Annotated in this window: 19 protein-coding genes and 3 tRNA genes; 6 read left to right on the forward strand and 16 right to left on the reverse strand. The window is 73.5% G+C overall.

Annotation, left to right across the window (positions count from 1 at the left end):
- Positions 1 to 10: 10 nt before the first annotated feature.
- A complete protein-coding gene (locus BMW99_RS18815; RefSeq protein ID WP_075017189.1) occupies positions 11 to 1,066 on the reverse strand; it encodes a UDP-N-acetylmuramate dehydrogenase in 1,056 nt (351 codons plus the stop codon).
- Positions 1,067 to 1,208: 142 nt separating this feature from the next.
- On the opposite strand from BMW99_RS18815, the gene BMW99_RS18820 reads away from it, so the two are divergent.
- From BMW99_RS18820 to BMW99_RS18830, 3 genes are all read left to right on the forward strand, one after another.
- A complete protein-coding gene (locus tag BMW99_RS18820; protein ID WP_075017190.1) occupies positions 1,209 to 2,234 on the forward strand; it encodes a helix-turn-helix domain-containing protein in 1,026 nt (341 codons plus the stop codon).
- A 196-nt stretch (positions 2,235 to 2,430) separates the two neighbouring features.
- Positions 2,431 to 5,820, forward strand: coding sequence for a S8 family serine peptidase (locus tag BMW99_RS18825; RefSeq protein ID WP_075017191.1), 3,390 nt, complete (start codon positions 2,431 to 2,433; stop codon positions 5,818 to 5,820).
- A 134-nt stretch (positions 5,821 to 5,954) separates the two neighbouring features.
- Positions 5,955 to 7,127: a PP2C family protein-serine/threonine phosphatase gene (locus tag BMW99_RS18830; RefSeq protein WP_069461863.1), complete on the forward strand. Its 1,173-nt coding sequence runs from the start codon at positions 5,955 to 5,957 to the stop codon at positions 7,125 to 7,127.
- A gap of 109 nt (positions 7,128 to 7,236) precedes the next feature.
- Here the strand turns inward: BMW99_RS18830 and BMW99_RS18835 are convergent, their stop codons facing one another.
- The 7 genes from BMW99_RS18835 to BMW99_RS18865 form a co-directional block, all read right to left on the reverse strand.
- On the reverse strand, positions 7,237 to 8,730 hold the full coding sequence (locus tag BMW99_RS18835) for an MFS transporter (RefSeq protein WP_069461864.1): 1,494 nt from the start codon (positions 8,728 to 8,730) through the stop codon (positions 7,237 to 7,239).
- A gap of 74 nt (positions 8,731 to 8,804) precedes the next feature.
- Positions 8,805 to 9,359, reverse strand: a complete 555-nt coding sequence (locus BMW99_RS18840) for a TetR/AcrR family transcriptional regulator (RefSeq protein WP_075017192.1) — start codon at positions 9,357 to 9,359, stop codon at positions 8,805 to 8,807.
- A 238-nt stretch (positions 9,360 to 9,597) separates the two neighbouring features.
- A complete protein-coding gene (locus BMW99_RS18845; protein ID WP_069461866.1) occupies positions 9,598 to 10,026 on the reverse strand; it encodes a MaoC family dehydratase in 429 nt (142 codons plus the stop codon).
- Positions 10,026 to 10,496 (reverse strand): MaoC family dehydratase N-terminal domain-containing protein, encoded by a 471-nt coding sequence (locus BMW99_RS18850; protein ID WP_069461867.1) that lies wholly within the window; start codon positions 10,494 to 10,496, stop codon positions 10,026 to 10,028. Before BMW99_RS18850 ends, BMW99_RS18845 begins: the two co-directional genes overlap by 1 nt.
- Before the next feature lie 197 nt (positions 10,497 to 10,693).
- Entirely contained in the window at positions 10,694 to 10,858 is a 165-nt protein-coding gene (gene rpmG / locus BMW99_RS18855) for a 50S ribosomal protein L33 (protein WP_004571794.1), read from the reverse strand.
- 84 nt (positions 10,859 to 10,942) lie between these two features.
- Positions 10,943 to 11,015, reverse strand: a tRNA-Met gene (locus BMW99_RS18860).
- A gap of 46 nt (positions 11,016 to 11,061) precedes the next feature.
- A tRNA-Thr gene (locus BMW99_RS18865) sits at positions 11,062 to 11,134 on the reverse strand.
- A 305-nt stretch (positions 11,135 to 11,439) separates the two neighbouring features.
- Here BMW99_RS18865 and BMW99_RS18870 point away from each other — a divergent pair.
- On the forward strand, positions 11,440 to 12,693 hold the full coding sequence (locus BMW99_RS18870) for an amidohydrolase family protein (protein ID WP_075017193.1): 1,254 nt from the start codon (positions 11,440 to 11,442) through the stop codon (positions 12,691 to 12,693).
- A gap of 9 nt (positions 12,694 to 12,702) precedes the next feature.
- Positions 12,703 to 13,362: an SDR family oxidoreductase gene (locus tag BMW99_RS18875; RefSeq protein ID WP_075017194.1), complete on the forward strand. Its 660-nt coding sequence runs from the start codon at positions 12,703 to 12,705 to the stop codon at positions 13,360 to 13,362.
- Positions 13,363 to 13,476: 114 nt separating this feature from the next.
- On the opposite strand, the gene BMW99_RS18880 is transcribed toward BMW99_RS18875, so the two are convergent.
- The 3 genes from BMW99_RS18880 to BMW99_RS18890 form a co-directional block, all read right to left on the reverse strand.
- On the reverse strand, positions 13,477 to 14,448 hold the full coding sequence (locus BMW99_RS18880; protein WP_075017195.1) for an aldo/keto reductase: 972 nt from the start codon (positions 14,446 to 14,448) through the stop codon (positions 13,477 to 13,479).
- A gap of 427 nt (positions 14,449 to 14,875) precedes the next feature.
- Positions 14,876 to 15,394 (reverse strand): hypothetical protein, encoded by a 519-nt coding sequence (locus tag BMW99_RS18885; RefSeq protein WP_079138886.1) that lies wholly within the window; start codon positions 15,392 to 15,394, stop codon positions 14,876 to 14,878.
- A 177-nt stretch (positions 15,395 to 15,571) separates the two neighbouring features.
- Positions 15,572 to 15,653: transfer RNA gene (locus BMW99_RS18890), tRNA-Tyr, on the reverse strand.
- A 245-nt stretch (positions 15,654 to 15,898) separates the two neighbouring features.
- On the opposite strand from BMW99_RS18890, the gene BMW99_RS18895 reads away from it, so the two are divergent.
- Positions 15,899 to 16,387, forward strand: a complete 489-nt coding sequence (locus tag BMW99_RS18895; protein ID WP_075017196.1) for a YajQ family cyclic di-GMP-binding protein — start codon at positions 15,899 to 15,901, stop codon at positions 16,385 to 16,387.
- Between the two features lie 90 nt (positions 16,388 to 16,477).
- On the opposite strand, the gene BMW99_RS18900 is transcribed toward BMW99_RS18895, so the two are convergent.
- From BMW99_RS18900 to BMW99_RS18920, 5 genes are all read right to left on the reverse strand, one after another.
- On the reverse strand, positions 16,478 to 16,936 hold the full coding sequence (locus BMW99_RS18900) for a peroxiredoxin (RefSeq protein WP_075017197.1): 459 nt from the start codon (positions 16,934 to 16,936) through the stop codon (positions 16,478 to 16,480).
- Positions 16,937 to 17,037: 101 nt separating this feature from the next.
- Entirely contained in the window at positions 17,038 to 17,430 is a 393-nt protein-coding gene (locus BMW99_RS18905; protein ID WP_069461705.1) for a YccF domain-containing protein, read from the reverse strand.
- Entirely contained in the window at positions 17,427 to 18,287 is an 861-nt protein-coding gene (gene htpX, locus BMW99_RS18910) for a zinc metalloprotease HtpX (RefSeq protein ID WP_069461706.1), read from the reverse strand. The genes BMW99_RS18905 and htpX overlap by 4 nt, the downstream gene beginning before the upstream one ends.
- Before the next feature lie 160 nt (positions 18,288 to 18,447).
- A complete protein-coding gene (locus BMW99_RS18915; protein ID WP_069461707.1) occupies positions 18,448 to 20,019 on the reverse strand; it encodes an NADH-quinone oxidoreductase subunit N in 1,572 nt (523 codons plus the stop codon).
- Positions 20,019 to 21,551: a complex I subunit 4 family protein gene (locus tag BMW99_RS18920; RefSeq protein WP_069461714.1), complete on the reverse strand. Its 1,533-nt coding sequence runs from the start codon at positions 21,549 to 21,551 to the stop codon at positions 20,019 to 20,021. Before BMW99_RS18920 ends, BMW99_RS18915 begins: the two co-directional genes overlap by 1 nt.
- Between the last annotated feature and the right edge of the window lie 34 nt (positions 21,552 to 21,585).

The raw sequence follows: 21,585 nt of genomic DNA on the forward strand, positions 1-21,585 counted from the left end.
CGGAGGCGGGTCAGAGGCGCACGCCGACCGTCACCGGCTCGTTGACCAGGGTCACCCCGAAGGCGGCGTGCACGCCGTCCCTGATCTCGCGGGCCAGCGCCAGCAGGTCCTCGGCGGTCGCGCCGCCGCGGTTGGTGAGGGCGAGCGTGTGCTTGCCGGACAGCCGGGCCGGGCCGGTGCCGTATCCCTTGGCGAACCCCGCCCTGTCGATCAGCCAGGCGGCCGACAGCTTCGTGCGGTCGGTACCGTCCGGGTACGCGGGCGGGGCGGCGTCCGCACCCAGCCGGGTGCGGGCCCGCTCCAGGAACGCGGCGTACCGGCCGGCGTCGAGCACCGGGTTGGTGAAGAACGAGCCCGCCGACCAGGTGTCGTGGTCGCCCTCGGCCAGCACCATGCCCTTGGCGGCGCGCAGCGCCAGCACCGTCTCCCGCGCCTTGGACAGCGGCACCCGGTCCCCGGCCTCGACGCCGAGGGCGCGGGCGGTCTCCGGGTACTTCACCGGTGCGGACAGCCCGCCCGCGTCCTCCAGCGCGAACCGCACCCGCAGCACCACGTGCCGCGCCGGGTCGGCCTTGAACCGGCTGTGCCGGTAGGCGAAGCCGCACTCCTGGCTGGACAGCACCACCGTCTCGCCGAGCTGCCGGTCGTAGGCGACGACCTCGGTGATGGTGCTGGACACCTCCTGGCCGTACGCGCCGACGTTCTGGATCGGAGTGGCACCCGCCGATCCCGGGATGCCGGCCAGGCACTCGATCCCGGCGAGCCCCTCGCGGACGGTGGCCGCGACCGCGTCCGACCACGTCTCCCCCGCGGCGAGCTCCAGCCGCGTCCCGTCCATGTCCACGCCTCGCGTGGCGATCCGCACGGCGGTCCCGGCGAACCCCTCGTCGGCGATCAGCAGGTTGCTGCCGCCGCCGATCAGCAGGACCGGCTCCCGGCGGGCGTCCGCCTCCCGCACGGCCTCGATCAGCTCCGCGTCGGTCCCGGCCGTCACCAGGCGGGTGGCGGGCCCGCCCACGCGGAACGTGGTGAGCGGGGCGAGGGGGGCGTTCTCCGTAACGTGCACCGTTTCATTATGTCCGCCGCGCGTCCCGCCCCACCCTCCCACCCGCCCGCCGCCGGACCGCACGGGTGCGGCGGCCGGGCAGAGGGGGGAAGGATGGCGGAGCCGAACACCGGCACGGGTGGCCGACGCGGGGAGGGGCGGAATGCTGGAGGCGCTGGGGCTGGCATCGCACGAGGAGGCGGTCTACCGGGCGCTGCTGAGCCGCCCGGCGGCCACCGCGCAGGACCTCGCCGGGCAGACCGGGATCGACCGGGCCGCGGCCGAGCGGATCGTGCGCGACCTGGTGGGCCGCGGCCTGGTGGCCGTCGCGACCGAGGCGGCCGCACCGGGCGCGGGCGGCGGACCCGAGGCCGGGCCGGCCCCGGCCCGCTACCGGCTCACGCCGCCGTCGGTGGCCCTCGCCCCGGTACTCGTGCGGCAGCGCAACGCCCTCAGCCAGGCGGAGACGGCGTACGCGCAGGTGGCCGAGCAGTACCGCGGCACCGCCATGCACACCGCGGCCGGCCTGGTGGAGGTGGTGGTCGGCGTGGAGCAGGTCGCCCACCGGTTCCACCAGCTGCAGCACGGCGCCCAGCGGGAGCTGCTGGTCTTCCTCGTCGGCGCGCCCGTCGCCGTGCCGCGGGAGGAGACCGACGGCTCGGAGGGTTCCGCGCTGCGTCGCGGCGTCGACTTCCGGGTCGTGGCCGCCCGGGAGTACCTCGGCAGCCACGACATGGTGCGGGAGGTCCGCGAGGCCGTCAGGGCGGGTCTCGATCTGCGGATGGCGGAGTCGCTGCCGCTGAAGATGGTCGTCTCGGACCGGGAGCGCGCGATGGTGCCGCTGGACACGACGGACTCCGGGGGCGAACCGAGCGCGATCGTGCTGCACCGCAGCGGCCTGCTGACCGCCCTGGTCCATCTCTTCGAGCGGGAGTGGGCCATCGCCCGGCCGATGTTCACGGCCGGCGGGGAGGTGCGCGAGGAGCCGGAGGACGGCCTGCGGCCGACCGCGGAGGAGCTGGAGGTCCTCGCCCTGCTGCTGGCCGGGGTCTCCGACCGGCGGGCGGCCGCCCAGCTCGGGCTCTCCATCCGCACCGTGGAACGCCGGGTGCGGCGGCTGACGGAACTCGCCGGCGGCGCGTCGCGCCTCCAGCTCGGCTACCACGCCGCACGGGCGGGCTGGCTCTGACCTCCCGCCGGCGGCCCGATCCGCGGTGGTCCCGCCTGAACGCCCCTGAAGGCCCCTGAAGGCCCCTGGACGTGGCGGCGTGGCGGAGTGCCGCCATGCGGCCGACCCGCCACGCGCGGGCCCCTCTCGGTGATCCGTATCCCTGCCAGGATGCAGCCCCAGCTTGGCATGTTCACGGATTCGAGTAGGGAGACCCATGCATCCGATAGCGCGCATGGGCTGGGGCGCGGCCACCGCCGCCGTTCTGGCCCTCACCGCCGCAGCGCCGTCCGGGGCGGCCGGAACACCGCCCGGCGGCGCTCCGGGGAAGCGCCCCGTCATCGGCGCCGGCACCGCGGCCACGGGCGGCAAGCAGGTCACGGTGACCCTCGTGACCGGCGACAAGGTGGTGGTGACCACGGACCCGTCGGGCCGCAGCTCGGCGGCCGTGCTGCCCCACCCGGACGGTACGCAGCCGCTCGTGCAGACCTTCCAGCTGGGCAAGGACCTCTACGTCTACCCCGACGACGCCACCCGGGCGATCACCGAGGGCAGGGTCGACGAACAGCTGTTCAACGTCACCGGGCTCATCCGCCAGGGCTACGACGACGCCCACACCGACAGCCTGCCGCTCATCGCCACCTACCAGCCCGGGGTGGACGTCGCGGCCGCCGCGCCCGCCGCCCCCCGCGGGGCCGCCCGGGGGCTGAGCCTGCCAGCCGTGGACGGCGTCGCGCTCAGGACCGCCAAGGCCACCGCCGCCACGTTCTGGCAGGACGTCACCGGCACCCGCTCGCGTTCGGCCACCACGCTGAAGAAGCTGTGGCTGGACGGCAAGGTCGAGGCCACGCTGGAGCAGTCCACCCGGCAGGTCCGCGCGCCGCAGGCGTGGGCCGAGGGCTACGACGGCAGCGGCACCAAGGTCGCCGTGCTGGACACGGGCGTGGACGCCAGGCACCCGGACCTGGTGGGCCGGATCGCCGCGTCCAGGAACTTCACGGACTCCGCCGACACCGAGGACCGGCAGGGGCACGGCACGCACACCGCCTCCACGGTCGGCGGCTCCGGTGCGGCCAGCGGCGGCCGCGAGAAGGGCGTCGCCCCGGGCACGTCCCTGCTGATCGGCAAGGTCCTGGACGACAGCGGCTCCGGCGAGACCTCGTGGATCATCGCGGGCATGCAGTGGGCCGTGGACCAGCAGGCCGACGTCGTCTCCATGAGCCTGGGCAACCCCGTGATCGGTGACTGTTCCGACCCGCTCGCCCAGGCCGCGGAGCAGCTCTCGCAGAACCGGCACACCCTGTTCGTGGTCGCCGCCGGCAACTCCGGTCCGGGCACTGAGACGGTCTCCTCGCCCGGCTGCGCGCCCGGCGTGCTGACCGTCGGCGCCGTCGGCCCCGACGACACCACCGCGCCGTTCTCCAGCCGCGGGCCGGTGGCCGTCACCCACACCCTCAAGCCCGAGATCGCCGCGCCCGGCGTGGACATCTCGGCGGCCAGCGCGGGCGGGCGCGGCATCTACGCGTACCGGACGATGTCCGGCACGTCCATGGCGACCCCGCACGTCGCCGGGGCCGCGGCCGTCGTCCGCCAGGCCCACCCCGACTGGACCGCGCAGCAGGTCAAGGCCGCCCTCGTCGCCTCCGCCCGTACCGGCGGCGCGGTCGCGGGCGCCGACCAGACCGGGGCCGGGGTCCTCGACGTGGCAGCGGCGGTGCACCAGACGGTGCTGTCCGCTCCCGCCGTCCAGGGCGGCAGTTACGACTGGCCGCAGGACACCGCCGACCGCACCACCGTGCAGGTGCCCTTCACCAACACCGCCACCCGCGACGTGACCCTGGCCCTCAGGGTCGCCGACGTGCACGGCAACGACGGAAGCGACGTCCGCTCCGGCGTCATCGCCCCGGAGCGGAACGAGGTGACGGTTCCGGCCGGGGCCACGGTCCGGGTGCCGGTGCGGATCGATCCCGCCGCCCGTCTGCGGGCCGCCCAGTACGGCGCGGTGACCGGCCGCGTCATGGCCACCGGCGGCACCGTGCACGTCTCCGTGCCGGTCACGCTCTACGTCCAGCCGGAGACGGTCACCCTCCACGTCAAGCTGGTCGACCGCGACGGCCTGCCCGCGACGGGCGCGTCCTCCGTGGACCTGGTCAGCCTCGACACCGCCAAGGGCGAACGCCGCGGCAACCAGGGCGCGGCCGAGCAGACGTACCGGGTGCGGCCGGGCGACTACGCGCTCTCCGCGTTCGTCGGCACCTACGGCGCGGACCACGCGGCCGCGTCGGTCAGCTACCTCGCGCGCCCCCAGCTGCGGATCACCGGGGACACCACCGTCGTCCTCGACGCCCGGCTGGCGCACCGGCTGAGCGTGCGCACCGAGCGCCCCTCGACCCCGACCCACACCACCTTCAGCTACTCCCGCACCTGGGACGACACCTGGCAGCTGAGCGGCTCGCTGACGGCAGGCAGCGGCGTGCGGGACTTCTTCGCCGCCGTCGACGGGCGGGCCCGCACCGGCACCTTCGAGTTCCGGCCCACGTGGCGCGCCACCGGTTCCGGGAACGGCTCGTCCTACGTCTACAACCTCTCGTTCCCGACCCAGGGCCCGCTGCGGTCCGCACAGGTCTACCGGCCGCACGACGCCGCGCTGGCCCAGGTCACCGAGAAGTGGTACGCCCTCGGCAAGGAGGCCGACTACGCCGACGGCCTGTTCCTCGTTCCCACCGCGAACCCCGGCACCAGCATCACCGTGGGCCTGTTCGACCCGGTCCACGCGCCCGGGACCCGCACCGCCTACTACACGACCGGCGGCGACGCCTGGTCGCACGGGGCGATGACCAGCTTCCCGTTCGCCGCGTACATGGGCGACCGGGACCGCACGTACCGGCCCGGGGAGCGGCGTGCGGAGGAGTGGTACCGCGGGGTGCTGCGGCCGGCGGCGCCGCGCGACGCCGACGGCAAGCCGGCGCTGGCCGCCGAGCGGCAGGGCGATCTGATGGGCTTCCAGGACGCGCTCTGGCTCGACTCCTCCGGTGACCACTGGTCCTCCGGCGGGTCGTTCGGCGACCTCGGCCGCCTGGAGCTGAGGCGCGACGGAGAGCTGATCGGCAGCAGCGCCTACCCGTACGACGTGTTCACGGTGCCGGCCGAGGACTCCGCGTACGAGCTCACCCAGTACCTGTCCAAGATCCCGAGCTCGGACCGGAACTGGCTGCGCTCGACCGGTGTCACGACCAGCTGGAGCTTCCGCTCCCGCCTGGAGCCGGACGTCTACTCCCGCGGCCTGCCGCTCCTCTTCCCCGCGTACGACCTGCCGGTGGACGGCATGAACACGCTGGCCGCGCGGAGCGACGTCACGATCGGCCTGTCGGCCGAGGGCCACGCCGGGTACACGCCGGGCGCCCTCACCGCGGCCTCGCTGTCGTACTCCTACGACGGAGGAACCACCTGGTTCCAGGCGCCGACCCGGCAGGAGCACGGCAGGTGGACGGCCCTGCTCGACCACACCGGTGCCTCCGGTGACCAGGTCACGTTGAGGACCACCCTCACCGACTCCCGCCACAACTCGGTCACGCAGACCGTCACCCGGGCCTACGACGTCCGCTGACCGCCCCGCCCGGGCCGGGCGGTCCCCTGCCACGGGGCGGCCGTCCGGCCCGGGCCACTCGTACGGGCCCACTTGGCCGCGGACCGCGGCCAGCCTCCCGCGCGGCACGGCGAGCGCCCGTGGAAGATGCCCGCATGGTCCGTCCCTCGCGCGCAGTCCCGCCCTCGGCGCGAGGCGGGGCCGGCGGCACGGACGGCGGAGAGGGTGACGAGGTCACCGCCCTCAGGACGCCGTCCACCCGCACCGTCGTGTGGACGACGGTGGGGAGCACCGCGGTCGCGCTCGCCCTGGTCCTGCTGACCAGCACCGAAGTGCTCCTGCTGGGCCTGCTGGTCTTCCTGCCGGCGTTCGCCGCCGCACTGTGCACCCCGCGCCAGACGGCGCTGGTCTCCGCCTGGGTCTGCGCCGTCGTCATCGTCCCCGCGATCCTCCAGTCCGGGGAGACCGTCGGGAACCGGGTGGTCCTGGGGCTGTTCGCGGTCGCCTTCGGCGCGCTGGCCGTCCAGGGCGCCCGGATGCGGGTCGCCCGCGAGGAGGCGCTGGTCAGCCTGCGGTCCACCGCGGCCGCGATGCAGCGGCAGATCCTGCGGCCGCTGCCGCTGCTCACCGACGACGTCCTCGTGGACGGCCTGTACGAGCCGCTGCAGCAGGACAAGCTCGTCGGCGGCGACATCTACGACGTGGCGGCGACCCCGTGGGGCACCCGGGTGCTCATCGGCGACGTCCAGGGCAAGGGACTCGCCGCCATCGGCATGGCCATCGAGGTGGTGGGCGCGTTCCGCGAGGCCGCGCACCGCGAGGCGACGATGACCTCGCTGGTCGACGCCCTGGAGGCGGCGGTCGTGCGCCACAACGCGGACGCCGGTGGACGGGGCGAGCCCGAACGGTTCGTCACCGCGCTGGTCCTGGGCGTGGACGGGGGCCTCGACACGCAGGTCGTCGCCTGCGGCCACATCCCGCCCTACCTCCTGCACGACGGCTCCGCCGGCACCGTCGACACCGTCGGCGCGGACGACGAGCACGTGCCCCTCGGCCTCGCCGACCTGGCCGCCGAGCCCCGCAGGGTGACCTGGTTCGCGTTCCCCGCCGGCGCGACCCTGCTGCTGTGCACCGACGGCGTGACCGAGGCCCGTTCGCCCGACGGCGCGTTCTATCCGCTGGAGTCGCGCCTCGCCGATCGCCCCGACATCACCGCGGACCGCCTCACCGACACCCTCGCCGACGACATCCGCGCCTTCACCGAGGGCACCCAGCAGGACGATCTGGCGATCCTCGCGGTCCGCCGCAACCCGCACCGCGCGGAGTAGCGCCGCCCACCGGTCCCGGCTCGCGCGTGCGGGAACCGTGGCCGCCGCGCCCGCCTTTCGGCGGGTGCGGCGGCCACGGTTCCGCGACGGCGCCCCCGGGGCCTCCGGCTCATCGGCGAGCGGCGTCGACCCGGCGGACGGGCCCGGCGGACGGGCGGGCGGCGGACGTGACGGCCGTGTCGGACGGGCGGCCGGGACCGGCCGTGTCCCCCTGGACGGACTGCGCCTTGCGCCCGGGGATGATCAGCGCCGCGCCCACCCCGGCGGCCAGCAGCCCGGCGCCGACCCACAGCGCCGGCGTCAGTCCGGAGACGAACGCGGCCGGGCTGCCGTATCCGCCGTTCGCGGAGAAGATCGAGCCCAGCACGGCGATGCCCAGCGCCCCGCCCACCTCGCGCAGCGCGTTGTTCGCCCCGGAGGCGATGCCCTGCTCGGAGGTGCGGACGCTGCCCAGCACCATGTTCGCGGCCGGCGCGATGAACAGCGCCATACCCGTCCCGCTGATGATGAGCGCGGGCAGCTGCGCGGCGTAGGACACGTCGGGCGAGAGGATCACCCCGAACCAGGCGAGGCCGAGGGCCTGCAGCGCGAGTCCGGCCGCGACGACCGGCCGGCCGCCGATCCGGTCCGAGAGGTAGCCGGCGATGGGCGCGACGATCATCGGCATGCCGGTCCACGGCAGCATCCGCAGTCCCGCCTCGGTGGGCGAGTAGCCGACGACGTTCTGCAGGAACTGGCTGAGCAGGAAGATCGAGCCGAACATGCCGGTGAACATCAGCATGCTCGCCACGTTGATGCCGGCGAACGCCCGGCCGCGGAACAGCCGCATCGGCAGCATGGGCCGTTCCGCGACGACGCCGTGGCGGATGAACGCGGCGACCAGGACCGCGCCGCCGATCAGCCCGGACAGCACGCGGGCGCTGGTCCAGCCGTGCTCGGTGGCGTTGACCAGGGCGAAGACGATGCCGAACAGGCCGAGGCTGATCAGGGCGGTGCCGCGGCCGTCCAGCCGGGCGCCGGGCGCGGTCGACTCGGCGAGCCGCAGCCGCGCGAGCGGGATCAGGGCGACGCCCAGCGGCACGTTCAGCCAGAAGATCCACTGCCAGGACAGGTGCTGGGTGAGGCTGCCGCCGATGAGCGGGCCGCTGGCGACGGCCAGTCCGGTGGCGGCGCCCCAGATGCCGATCGCGGCGCCGCGGCGCTCGGCGGGCACGGCCGCGCTCAGCAGGGTGAGGGTCAGCGGCATCATGACGGCCGCGCCGACGCCCTGCACCGCACGGGCCGCGATGAGTTCGTTGATCCCGGGCGCCAGGGCCGCGGCCGCGGACGCGCCGGTGAAGATCGTCAGGCCGGCGACGAACATCCGGCGGCGGCCGAACCGGTCGCCGAGGGCCGCGCCGAACATCAGGAGCACCGCGAAGGTCAGGGTGTAGGCGTTGACGGTCCACTCGAGGTCGGACAGCGCTCCCCCGAGGTCCTTGCGGATGGACGGGAGCGCGGTGGTGACCACGAGGTTGTCGAGGGCCGCCATGAAGCCGGCGACGCTGGTGATGGCCAGGGCCCAGCCGGCGGAACCCCGGCGTCGTACTGCTTGCTCGTTCATCGTTTCCCCTGAGTTAGTTATTGATGACTAACTTTGTCGCGCATGAAGAAGCCCGCACACGGGCCCGGCGCGGCTCACTCGGGCCGCGCCACCTCGTAGAACCCCTCCCAGTTCCGGTGGCCCGCCGGGAAACCCAGGCTGACCAGCGTGTTCACGAGCATCCCGTAGGCGAGGAAGGTCGTCGTCTCGTCGATGTCGGCCCCCAGCTCCAGGTGGACGGTGTCCCACAGCTCCTGCCAGGAGCGGCGGATGACCTCGCCGAACTCGCGGTCCCCCTCGGCCTCGGCCGCGGCCACCGCCACGTAGACCTGCATCTGCATCAGCAGGCGCTCGGGGTCGTCGTGGATCAGCGCCTGGTAGGCGGCGGCCATGGCCCCCAGCCGCTCCTCGGGCGGCAGCCCCTCCGCCGCCTTGGCGAACGCCTCGCGGGTGATGGTGATGCAGTACTGCGCCGCCGCCAGGAAGATCGCCTGCTTGTTGGGGAAGAGCCGGAACAGATACGGCTGGGACACACCCACGCGGCGCGCGATCGCCTCGGTGGACGTGCCGTTGTACCCGCCGTGGGCGAACTCGCTCATCGCCGCACGGATGACGCTCTCGCGCCGCTCCTCCGCACTCATCCTTGCCATGACTCATAAGTTAGTGGCCAATCACTACCTAGTCAAGCGGGCGGCCGGGGCGAGGGCCGGGCAGGGTCGGGCGAGGCCGGAACGGCGGGTGCCGCCGGACGCAGCCGCGGCATGCGGGCCGATACGTGCGGGCCGCGACGCGCGGGCGGATACGTAAGGGGCGCCCCACCAGGTGGGACGCCCCTTACGTTCACTGTCTCGGTCGTCGTGCGCGGGCCTCAGGCCGGGCGGACGACACTCAGGCCAGACGGACGACCGCGCGCGACATGCCCAGCACCTTCTGGCCGGCGCAGGTCGCGACCAGGTCCACCCGGACCTGGTGGTCGTCCAGCTTGGCGGCGACCTTCGCGCTCACCTCGACCACCGTGCCCTTCTCGTCGTTCGGCACGACCACGGGCTTGGTGAACCGGACGCCGTACTCGACCACCGCGGCCGGGTCGCCGGCCCAGTCGGTCACCACGCGGATCGCCGACGCCATGGTGAACATGCCGTGCGCGATGACGTCGGGCAGGCCGACCTCGCGGGCGAACTTCTCGTTCCAGTGGATCGGGTTGAAGTCCCCGGACGCGCCCGCGTAGCGGACCAGTGTGGCGCGCGTCACCGGGAAGCTCTGCGGCGGCAGTTCGGTGCCGACCTCGACGTCGTCGTAAGCGATTCCCGCCGCCATCACGCCTCCCCGCCGTCGCGCTGCGCGTCCGCGCCGCGCGCGACCAGCTTCGTCCACGCGGTCACCACGTGCGCGCCCGTCTCGTCGTGGACCTCGCCGCGGACGTCCAGGATCTCGTTGCCCGCCATCGACTTGACGGCCTCGATCGTGGAGGTGACGGTCAGCCGGTCGCCGGCCCGCACCGGGCGGGTGTAGGCGAACTTCTGGTCTCCGTGCACCACACGGCTGTAGTCCAGCCCCAGCTCGGGATCCTGCACGACGACGCCCGCCGCCTTGAAGGTGATCGCGAACGGGAAGGTCGGCGGGGCGATGACGTCGGGGTGACCGAGCGCACGGGCCGCCTCGGGGTCGGTGTACGCGGGATTCGCGTCACCGATCGCCTCGGCGAACTCGCGGATCTTCTCCCGGCCCACCTCGTAGGCGTCGGTGGGCGGATAACTCCGCCCGACGAAGGACTGGTCCAGAGCCATCGGCACCTCCGGTGCGGAAAAACGTCACCGGCGGGCGCCGGCGGAAAGGACTCAGCGCACCATGCCACGAGGCCGTCCCCGGTGTCTGACACGGGAACGGCCTCGCGATGGAGCTAGGGCCTGGCGGGTACGTCAACGACACCCGTGCGGAGCACGATGGCCGAACCGGCGTACTACGGCAGCGTGGGTGAGGAGGGTCAGCGCGTCTCGCGGTGCGCGGTGTGCGCGTTGCAACGCGGGCAGTGCTTCTTCATCTCCAGGCGGTCCGGGTCGTTACGCCGGTTCTTCTTGGTGATGTAGTTCCGCTCCTTGCACTCCACGCAGGCCAGCGTGATCTTCGGGCGGACGTCGGTGGCGGCCACGTGAGTGCTCCTTGACGAACGGGTGTAATGAACACAGGAATAGTAGCCGATCGAGGGACCGAACCCGCAATCGGCTACGGAGAGTAGCGGCGACCGGACTTGAACCGGTGACACAGCGATTATGAGCCGCTTGCTCTACCGACTGAGCTACGCCGCTTCGATGAACTGGCCCCCGCCACGACGGCGGGGAACCGATCCATCAGAGCCCCAATACGGAATCGAACCGTAGACCTTCTCCTTACCATGGAGACGCTCTACCGACTGAGCTATTGGGGCGAGCGAGGAAGACATTACACGGTCCGCAGCGATACGTGAAATCCGTATCCGCCAGGGCACATCGGGCCCCTCGGACACCCCGCGGACACCCTCCGGGGCCCGCCCGGACCCGCCGGACCGCCGCCTCCGCACCCCCGTCCACCCCCGCGCCGGTACGACTAATCAACACCTTCCGGGTCGTACCGGGCAGTCGCGGTGCCGCGTCCTAGGCTCGGCACGCGTGATCTTGCCGCGCGGCGGCGCCCGCCACTCCCGCCCCGCCGGCCACACCCGCTTCGCCCGCTTGCCCGCACCGGAGGAGCGCGATGACCGACAGCCCCCGTGACAGCCGGCACGAGACCGCCGAGGACACGGCCACCGTGCTGCTGTGCGGGGCCCGGCTCCTCGACGGCCGGACCGTGGACGTACGGCTCAGCGGGCCGCGGATCGAGGCGGTCGGCACCGCGGGCAGCCTCGCGCCGGCGGCCGGCCGGGGCGGCGCGGCCCCGTCACCCCAGGGGTCCCGGATCGACCTGCGCGGCTATCTGCTGCTGCCCGCCCCCGCCGAACCCCACGCCCACCTCGACCTGGCGCTGACCGCGGGCGGGCCGCCGTCCGGCGACCCGGAGGACGTGCAGCGCCGCGCGGTCGAGGCGGCCCTGCTGCAGCTCGGCCACGGCGCCACCGCGGTCCGCTCGCACGTGCGGATCGGCGACGTGCAGGGCCTGCAGGACCTGGAGGCGGTACTCGCCGCCCGCCGGTCCCTGCGCGGCCTGGTCGACGTCCAGGTGGTCGCCGCCCCGCGCCTGCTCACCGGCACGGCGGGCGCCGACGGGTACGCGATGCTCCGCGACGCGCTGAAGATGGGCGCGACCGCGGCCGGCGGCTGCCCCGACCTCGACCCGGACCCGAGCGGCTACGCGGAGGCGGTGCTGTCGCTGGCCGCGGAGTTCGGCGTGCCGGTCGACCTGCACACCGCGGCCGACGACCCGGCGCGGCTGGCCCGGCTCGCGGCGATGGCCGGCGGGATGCGGCCTGGCGTCGTGCTCGGGCCCTGCCACGGACTGGGCGGGCTGCCGGCGCAGGTGGTCGCCACCGCGGCCGAGCGGCTGGCCGCGGCCGGTGTCACGGTGGCCGCGCTGCCGCAGGGCGGCTGCGCGGTGCTGGGGCGCGGCGGGGTCGCGCCGGTGCGGACGCTGCGCGCGGCCGGCGTGCGGGTGTGCGCCGGCAGCGGCGCGCTGGGTGACCTGAGCAACCCGGTGGGCCGCGGGGACCCGATGGAGGCCGCGTTCCTGCTCGCCTCGCACGGCGCCTGCGGACCGGTCCGGTCCTACGACCTGATCAGCGGTCAGGCGCGGGCCGCACTCGGCCTGCCCGACGTCCGCGTCGAGGCCGGCTTCCCCGCCGAGCTGCTCGCGGTGCGCGGCGAGAGCGTGGCCGCGGTGCTCTCGCTGGGCTACAGCCGGATCGTCATCCACCGCGGCCGGGTCGTCTCGCGCACGAGCGCGGTGCGCGAGTACTGCGACTCGGCCGGCGAGACGCCGCTCGACCTCCCACGCCAGTCGCACCGCGAGGCGTAGCGTCGCGCCATGCGTACGGTGATCGCAGGTGGACACGGACAGATCGCGCTGCGGCTGGAGCGGTTGCTCACGGCGCGCGGCGACAGCGCCGTCGGGCTGATCCGCAACCCGGCCCAGGCGGACGACCTCAGGACGGCGGGCGCGGAACCCGTGGTGCTCGACCTGGAGTCGGCGAGCGTCGACCAGGTCGCGGAGGTGCTGCGGGGCGCGGACGCGGCGGTGTTCGCGGCCGGCGCGGGCCCCGGCAGCGGCAACGCCCGCAAGCAGACGGTGGACCTGGAGGCGGCCGTGCTGCTGGCCGACGCCGCCGAGCGGGCGGGCGTGCGCCGCTACGTCATCGTGTCGTCCATGGGCGCGGACGCCCAGGCGGAGCACGCGGACGAGACGCTCGGCATCTACCTGCGCGCCAAGGGCGCCGCCGACGACGCGATCCGCGCCCGGTCCGGCCTGGACTGGACGGTGCTGCGGCCCGGCGGGCTGCTCGACGACGCGGGCACCGGCCGTGTGCGGCTGGCGCCCGGTGTCACCCGCGGCAGCGTCCCGCGCGACGACGTCGCCGCGACGCTGATGACGCTGCTGGACACGCCGGCCACCGCCGGGCTGACGCTGGAGCTGGTCTCCGGCGACACCCCGATCGACGAGGCGGTACGGGCGGCGACGGGCGGCTGAGCCGCAGCCCTCGGCGGGGGCGGGCCGGCCGCGGGTCCCCCGGCGCGTTCACCGGGCGCGGCTCTCCGGCGCGTTCACGGGGCGCGGGTCGCCCGGTGAACGCGCCGGTGGTGCTCACTGGTAGAAGTTGCGCTGCCAGCGGTGCTTCGCGAGCAGGGCGAGGCGGTCCGCGTCGAGCGGGACGCCGTCGCTGACGGCGGTGTTGCGCTCGACGTTGCGGACGGTGCGCATGCCGGGGATCACCGTGGAGACCGCGGGTGCGCTGAGCACGAACCGCAGGGCCGTCCCGGGCAGTTCGGCGGTGGTGATGCCCAGGTCGGCGGTCAGCGCGTCGACGTGCGCCTCCACCTGGGCGGGCCGGTCGCCCTCGAAGTACCGGTTGCGGAAGTCCCCTTCGGGGAACGTGGTGCCGGCCTTCACGGCCCCGGTCAGGCCGCCCTCGTCGAGGGCGACCCGCACGATGACGCCCACGCCGTGCTCCTGGCAGGCGCCGAACAGCGCGTCGGCGGGCGCCTGGTCGAAGATGTTGTAGATGACCTGCACGGTGTCGACGACGCCGCTGCGGACGAGGGCCAGCGCGTTGTCCGGCTGGTGGTCGTTGATCGACACCCCGAACAGCCGGATCAGGCCCTGCTGTTTGAGGTCGGCGACCGTCTCCAGCCAGTCGCCGCGGCCCACCCACTCGTCGCTCCACACGTGGAACTGCAGCACGTCGAAGTGGTCCAGCCCGGCGGCCCGCAGGCTCGTGCCCAGGCTCTCGCGGATGTGCGTGCCGGGGAACGCGTCGGCCGGGTCGACGCCGTCCGGCGCGGGCCAGATCCCGTTGAGCGGCGGCACCTTGGTGGCGACCAGCACCTCCTCGTCGCGCCCCGCGCGCTCGCGGACCGCGCGGCCCACGATCCGCTCGCTCTCCCCGTAACCCCGGGCGGTGTCGATGAGGTTCACCCCGAGGTCCAGCGCGCGGTGCAGCGCCCGCAGCGACTCGTCCTCGCTGGCCCCCACCCAGGCGGACGCCCCGACCCCCCAGGCCCCGTACCCGATCTCCGACACCTGCAGGCCGCTGCGGCCCAGCGGGCGATACCGCATGAGATCTCCTCGCGCGCGTGATCACTTCATCGTCCGGCCGAACATAGCAGCCACGCCTCTGAGCCCCGTGCCGCACGGAACGTCCTCCGGCACCAGGCGTGGTCGCGCGGGTCCCCCGGCGACGTCGCCGTCCGACCGCACGTCAGGAGCGCCCTGGTGCGGGGGAACCGCCCGGCCGGAAGGGTGCGGCGCCGGGAGCGGCCGGCACGTCCGGGGCCCGGTGGCGGGCAGAGGTGCGCCCCGCCGACGGGGGCGCGGCGGGGCGCTGCGAGGGGGGTATGGGGCCACCATGCACCCGCGCGGGGACGGGGGCCATACGCCAATCTGCGCAGAGTGCCGCGTTCCGCGGGGAGGCGCGGGGGCGTCGGAGTTCCGGAGACGCGCCGGGGACGCGCCGGGGACCCGGCGCAGCGTCCCGGCCGCCGGCTCAGAAGCCCCTGCACTGGGCCGCGGAGTGCGGGCCGGACGCGGTCGCGGTGTACGTCTTGCCGTCGGCGACGACGGTGCAGCTCGCGGTGCCGCCGGACGCGCCCAGCGTCACGGTCAGGGCGCCGCCGTGGGTGAAGCCGTCGGTGGTGATCACCTTGTTCCAGGGCAGCGTCGCCGCAGTCACCTTGGTCTGGGAGATGACCTGGTTGTCGTACGTGGAGTACGCGATGCCCACGGAGTGCGCGGTGCCGGTGACGGAGTACCGCACGGTGACGGACTGGGTGGCCTGGTGGTTGGCGCTCACGGCGAGCGCCGTGATGGCGCCGACGATCAGCAGCGCCAGCAGACCCACCACCCACGGCCACTTGCGCCGGGGCGGCGGAGTGAGGTGGTGACCGCCCGGCGGAGGCACCCCGGGCCCCTCCGCGGCCACGGGCTGGGCCGCTGCCGGCTCGGGCTCCGGCTCCGGCTCCGGTCGCACGTCCTGCGCCTCCTCCGGCGACGTGGGCTCACTCATGCCTCAAGCGTGCGACGCCCGGCCCGGTCCTGCGACCCGAGCGCCCCGCCGCACCCGGCCCTCGCCGGCCCCGGGCCCGCGATTCGCCGCGGCCCCCCACCACGCTCGCCACGCCAACGGAAAAACCCTCCCCGATCCAGCATTCCTGCTGGTCGAAGAGGGTTTCCCTCTACCATGTGGCGGCACGTGGATTCGAACCACGGTAGGCTAAGCCGACGGATTTACAGTCCGCTCCCATTGGCCACTCGGGCATACCGCCATGGGATGACGCCTTGGAAGCGGCCCTCAGGGCCCCGCTCCGTGGCGACGACGTAAACGATACCCGATGCGCGGGGGTGGTTCGCCACCGGATTGATCAGGGCTTCGCGGGGGGCGGGTGGCTAGGCTTCGGGGTGGCGGCGCCGGGTCCGGGAGACCGGGGGCGGGGCCGCGGCCGGCGCGCTGGTGCCGGCGCCGGAGAAGTAGCAGGGAACACAGGGAACACAGCCAAGGAGCCCACTGAACATGGCCGACTCCAGTTTCGACATCGTCTCGAAGGTCGAGCGGCAGGAGGTCGACAACGCCCTCAACCAGGCCGCCAAGGAGATCTCCCAGCGGTACGACTTCAAGAACGTCGGGGCGTCGATCTCGTGGTCGGGCGAGAAGATCCTGATGGAGGCGAACTCCGAGGAGCGCGTGAAGGCGATCCTCGACGTCTTCGAGACCAAGCTCGTCAAGCGCGGCATCTCGCTGAAGGCGCTGGACGCGGGCGAACCGCAGCTCTCGGGCAAGGAGTACAAGATCTTCGCGTCCATCGAGGAGGGCATCTCCCAGGAGAACGCGAAGAAGGTCGCGAAGATCATCCGCGACGAGGGCCCGAAGGGCGTCAAGGCCCAGGTCCAGGGCGACGAGCTGCGGGTCAGCTCGAAGAGCCGGGACGACCTCCAGGCCGTCCAGGCGCTACTGAAGGGCAAGGATCTGGACTTCGCCCTCCAGTTCGTCAACTACCGGTGACGCGGTCCCCGGGGCGGCGGCTCGCCACCGCCCCGGGCGCGGAGACCCGCACGAGAACCGGCGCCCGCGCGGGTGCCCGCTCGGGCGGTGTCACGCGGCGGTGAGCTCCTTGACGACGCGCAGCGCGTCGTCCACGTGGGCGCCGATGTTCGTCATGGACGAGAAGACGTGCCGGATCACGCCCTCGCCGTCGATGACGTAGGTGATGCGCCCGGGCATGACGCCGAGGGTGGTGGCGCCGTACTGCTTGCGCACCGCGCGGTCCTTGTCGGACAGCAGCGTGAAGGGCAGTTCGTGGCGGCCGGCGAACTTCTCGTGCGACTCGACGGTGTCGGAGCTGACCCCGATCACCTCGGCGCCGGCGTCGGTGAAGCTCTCGTAGCCGTCGCGGAAGCTGCACGCCTCCGCGGTGCAGCCGCGGGTGTTGTCCTTGGGGTAGAAGTACAGCACCACGACCTTGCCGGACAGCCTCTCGCTGAGCGTGACCGGCGTCCCCGACTGGTCGGGGAGGGTGAAGTCCGGTGCCCTGTCGCCGACTTGCAGGCTCATCGCCATCTCCTAGAGGTCGCGGCCGCGGCGGGGGAACCGCGGCTCGCAGCCATCCTCGCGCATCTGCGGCGACGCCTGAACCGGGGCGTGGGGACCGCCGCTCAGCGCGTGGCGAACGGGCGATCGCTCGGCACGATCTCCTTGCCCAGCGGCATCAGCGACAGCGGGATCAGCTTGAAGTTCGCGATGCCGAACGGGATCCCGATGATGGTGAGGCACAGGGCGATGCCGGTGAAGATGTGCCCGAGGGCCAGCCACCAGCCGGCGAGGATCACCCACAGCACGTTGCCGACGAGCGAGCCCGCGCCGGCGTCCCGGCGGTCGACCGCGGTGTAGCCGAACGGCCAGAGCGCGTACACGCCGATGCGGAACGCCGCGATGCCGAACGGGATGCCGATGATGGTGATGCACAGGATCAGCCCGGCGAGGAAGTAGCCCAGGCACATCCACAGGCCGCACAGCACCAGCCAGATGATGTTGAGGATCGTCTTCATCGTGTCGGCCCTGCCATTTCCTGGAGTCGCTTGATGCGATCGGCCATGGGCGGGTGCGTGGAGAACAGTCGCGAGACGTCGCCGGGGCGGAACGGGTTGGCGATCATCAGGTGGCTGGTGGTCTCCAGCTCCGGGCGGGGCTGCAGCGGCAGCTGCTTGGTACCCGCCTCCAGCTTGTGCAGTGCCGAGGCCAGCGCGAGCGGGTCGCCGGTGAGGCGGGCCCCGGACGCGTCGGCCTCGTACTCCCGGGATCGGGAGACGGCCAGCTGGATGAGGGAGGCAGCGATCGGGCCGAGGATCACCAGCAGGAGTGCGCCGATGATGCCGGGGCCCTCGTCGTCGTCGGAGCGGCCGATCGGAAGGAAGATCGCGAACTGGGCCAGGAAGACGATCGCCGAGGCGAGCGCGCCGGCAACCGAGGAGATGAGGATGTCCCGGTTGTAGACGTGGCTCAGTTCGTGGCCGAGGACGCCCCGCAGTTCCCGCTCGTCGAGGATGGCGAGGATGCCGGAGGTGCAGCAGACCGCGGCGTTGCGCGGGTTGCGCCCGGTCGCGAAGGCGTTGGGCGCGTCCGTGGGCGATATGTACAGCCGCGGCATCGGCTGGCGTGCGCTGGTGGAGAGCTCGCGGACGATCCGGTACAGCTCCGGCGCCTCGAACTCGCTGACCGGCCGGGCGCGCATTGCCCTGAGCGCCAGCTTGTCGCTGTTCCAGTAGGCGTACGCGTTGGTGGCCAGGGCGACGACGAGCGCGATGATCAGTCCCGTCCGGCCGAACAGGCTGCCGATGAACAGGATGAACGCTGACAGAAGGCCGAGAAGTACGGCGGTCTTCAACCCGTTGTGCCGGCTGTGCACGGTGCGCCCTCCAAGGTGTGCTGCGGGGGTACCTCCCCCTTCAGGAGAACCTTTTGCCTTGGTCAACGCCACCCGAGCGCCGTTAGTTCCCTTGTGCGCACGCTGCGCGACCACCTCGCCGGTCCCGGGTGTCGCCGATCGCCACGACGGTACCGCCGGATCACAGCAGCGTGCCCTGCGCGTAGCGCAGGACGAGCTGCGGTGCCCCGGACAGGGCGATGCCCGCGACGGCGGTGAGGGCGATGGCGACGGCGAGCGCGACGGGCGTCCCGGCGGCCGCGGCAGGGCCCTGTACGGCCGCGGGGCCGGTCGCGGAGGGGCCTTCGGCGGCGGGCGCCAGGCCCGCCGGGGCGGCGTCCGCTTCCGTACGGGTGAACAGCAGGGCGGTCCACCGGACGTAGTACACCAGGGCGATCACGACGTTGACGGCCATGATGACGGCGAGCCAGCCGTGCTGGGCGCCGACCGCGGAGGAGAACACGGCGACCTTGGCGAACAGCCCGATGACGCCCGGCGGCAGGCCGGCCAGGCACAGCAGGAAGAAGGCGAGGGCGAGGGCGGCCGCCGGACGGCGGGCGTACAGCCCGCGGTAGTCGGTGAGCCGGCCGCGCGGGGCGCCGCGGGTCACGAGAGCGGCGACCGCGAACGCGCCGAGGTTCACCACCCCGTACATCAGCGCGTACGCGACGGTCGTGCCGATCTCGTGCGCCGGGTCGGCGGCGGACGCGGCGGCGGCCATCGGCACCAGCAGGTAACCGGCCTGGCCGATGGACGACCAGGCGAGCAGCCGGACGGCGCTGCGGTCGGCCCCGGGCCGCTGCCGCAGGGCGCCGACGTTGCCGACCGTCATGGTGAGGGCGGCGAGCACGCCGAGCGCCGGGCCCCACACGTCGTCATAGGGGCGGAACGCGATGACCGTCAGCAGGATCAGGCCGGAGAAGCCGGCCGACTTGCCGACCACCGACAGGTAGGCGGCGACGGGCAGCGGCGCGCCCGCGTAGGTGTCGGGCACCCAGAAGTGGAAGGGCGCGGCCGCCAGCTTGAAGGCGAAGCCGACCAGGGTGAGCGCGACGCCGGCCTTCGCGAGGTGCTCCAGCTGGCCGGGCGCGGTGGTCAGGCCGTGGGCGACGCCCGCCAGGTTGACGGTGCCGGTGGCGGCGTAGACGAAGCTGATGCCGAGCAGCGACACGGCGGTGGCGACGACCGAGGACAGGAAGAACTTCAGGGCGGCCTCGCTGGCCAGCCGGTCGCCGCGGCGCAGCGCGACGAGCGCGAAGGCGGGCAGCGTGGTGACCTCCAGCGCCACGACGAGCGTGATGAGGTCGCGGGAGGCGGGCAGCAGGGCGCCGCCGGCGGCCGAGGACAGCAGCAGGAACCAGTACTCGCCGCCGGGCAGCTCGTCGGTGGCGTCCGTGGTGCCGGTGGCCAGCGACAGCAGCGCGGTGAGCAGCGCGCCGCCGAGCACCAGCGCCTGGATCACCAGCGCGAAGTGGTCGGCGGCGTAGGAGCAGGACGCGCCGGGGGTCTGGCAGAAGGTGCTGCGGTGGCCGTCGCGGAGCGGGATCAGGGTGAGCCCGGCGGCCAGCAGCCCGGCGGCGGTCAGCCAGCCGAGCAGGGCCTTGCGGGCGGGCGGCAGGAACAGGTCGGCGACGAGGACCGCGAGGGCCAGCGCGGCCGGGATCACCACCGGTGTGAGGGCCACCCAGTCGACGGACTGCACGAGCGAGGGCATCAGTTGCCTCCGAGCAGGGCGCGCACGGCGGGTTCGGTGAGGCCGAGCAGGACGGCGGGCCACAGGCCGGCGACGACGGTGAGGGCGGCCAGCGGCGTCCAGGCGGCGAACTCGTAGCCGCGGACGTCGGCGAGCGCGGGCGTCGCGTCGGCGGTGTCCCGGTCGCCCATGCACACCCGGCGGACCACGGTCAGCAGGTAGGCGGCGGTCAGCAGGGTGCCGAACGCGGCGATCGCGGTGAAGGTCAGGTAGGCCGGGCGGCTGAGGTCCGCGGCGGGCTTGAACGACCCGAACATGGCGAGCATCTCGCCCCAGAAGCCGGCGAGGCCGGGCAGCCCGAGCGAGGCGACGGCGCCGAACGCCAGCAGCCCGCCGAGCCGCGGGGCGCGGCCGTAGAGGGCGGCGCCGGTGCGTCCGGCGAGCTGGTCGAGGTCGCTGGAGCCGTAGCGGTCCTTGACGGCGCCGACGAGGAAGAACAGCAGGCCGGTGATGAGGCCGTGGGCGACGTTGGCGAACAGGGCGCCGTTGACGCCGGTCGCGGTGAGGGTGGCGATGCCGAGCAGCACGAAGCCCATGTGGCCGACGGACGAGTAGGCGATCAGGCGTTTGAGGTCGCCGCCGTTGCCCTGCCGGGCGAGCGCGAGGCAGGCGAGCGAGCCGTAGATGATGCCGACGACGGCGAACGCGGCCAGGTAGGGCGCGTAGGTGTGCATGCCCCCGGGGGTCTCGGGCAGCAGGATGCGCACCATGCCGTAGGTGCCCATCTTCAGCAGCACGCCGGCCAGCAGCACCGAGCCGACGGTCGGTGCGGCGGTGTGGGCGTCGGGCAGCCAGCTGTGCAGGGGCCACATGGGGGCCTTCACGGCGAGGCCGAGGCCGACCGCGAGCGCGGCGGTCAACTGCGTGGAGTGACTGAGATGTGACCCGTTGTCAGTGGCCAGTGTCACCATGTCGAACGTGCCCGCCTTCACGCCGATGAGGAGCAGGCCGAGCAGCATGATCACGGACCCGAGGACGGTGTACACGATGAACCGCAGCGCGGAACGCTCCCGGCCCTCGCCGCCCCAGCGGGCGATGAGGAAGTACATCGGGATGAGCACCGTCTCGAAGGCCAGGAAGAACAGCATCAGGTCGAGGACCGCGAAGGTCGCGAGCGTGCCCGTCTCGAGCAGGAGCAGCAGCGCCACGAACGCCTGCGGCCCGGGGCCCTTGGGCAGCGAGAAGCACGAGTAGAGCGCGCACAGGAACGTCAGCAGCGCGGTCAGCACGAGGAGGGGGAGCGAGATGCCGTCGACACCGAGGTGGAGGTGGATCCGCAGCGCGGGGATCCAGTTCAGGTCCGTGGTGGCCTGCATCGTGGCCGGGTGGTCGTGGTCGAAGCCGGCCGCGAGCACGATCGCCAGCACGAGCACGAGGCCGGTGACGAGCACGCCCAGGCCGAGCATCGCCCGCTCAGGGGTGCGCCCCAGGCGCAACGCGCGCGGGATCGGCAGCAGGGCCCCGGCGGCGCCCAGCAGCGGCAGCACGAGCATCGCCACGAGGACGTACTGGAGTGCGGTGTCGTTC

The organism is Actinacidiphila rubida (genome assembly GCF_900110255.1).
In the GTDB taxonomy this organism is placed as follows: Bacteria; Actinomycetota; Actinomycetes; order Streptomycetales; family Streptomycetaceae; genus Actinacidiphila; species Actinacidiphila rubida.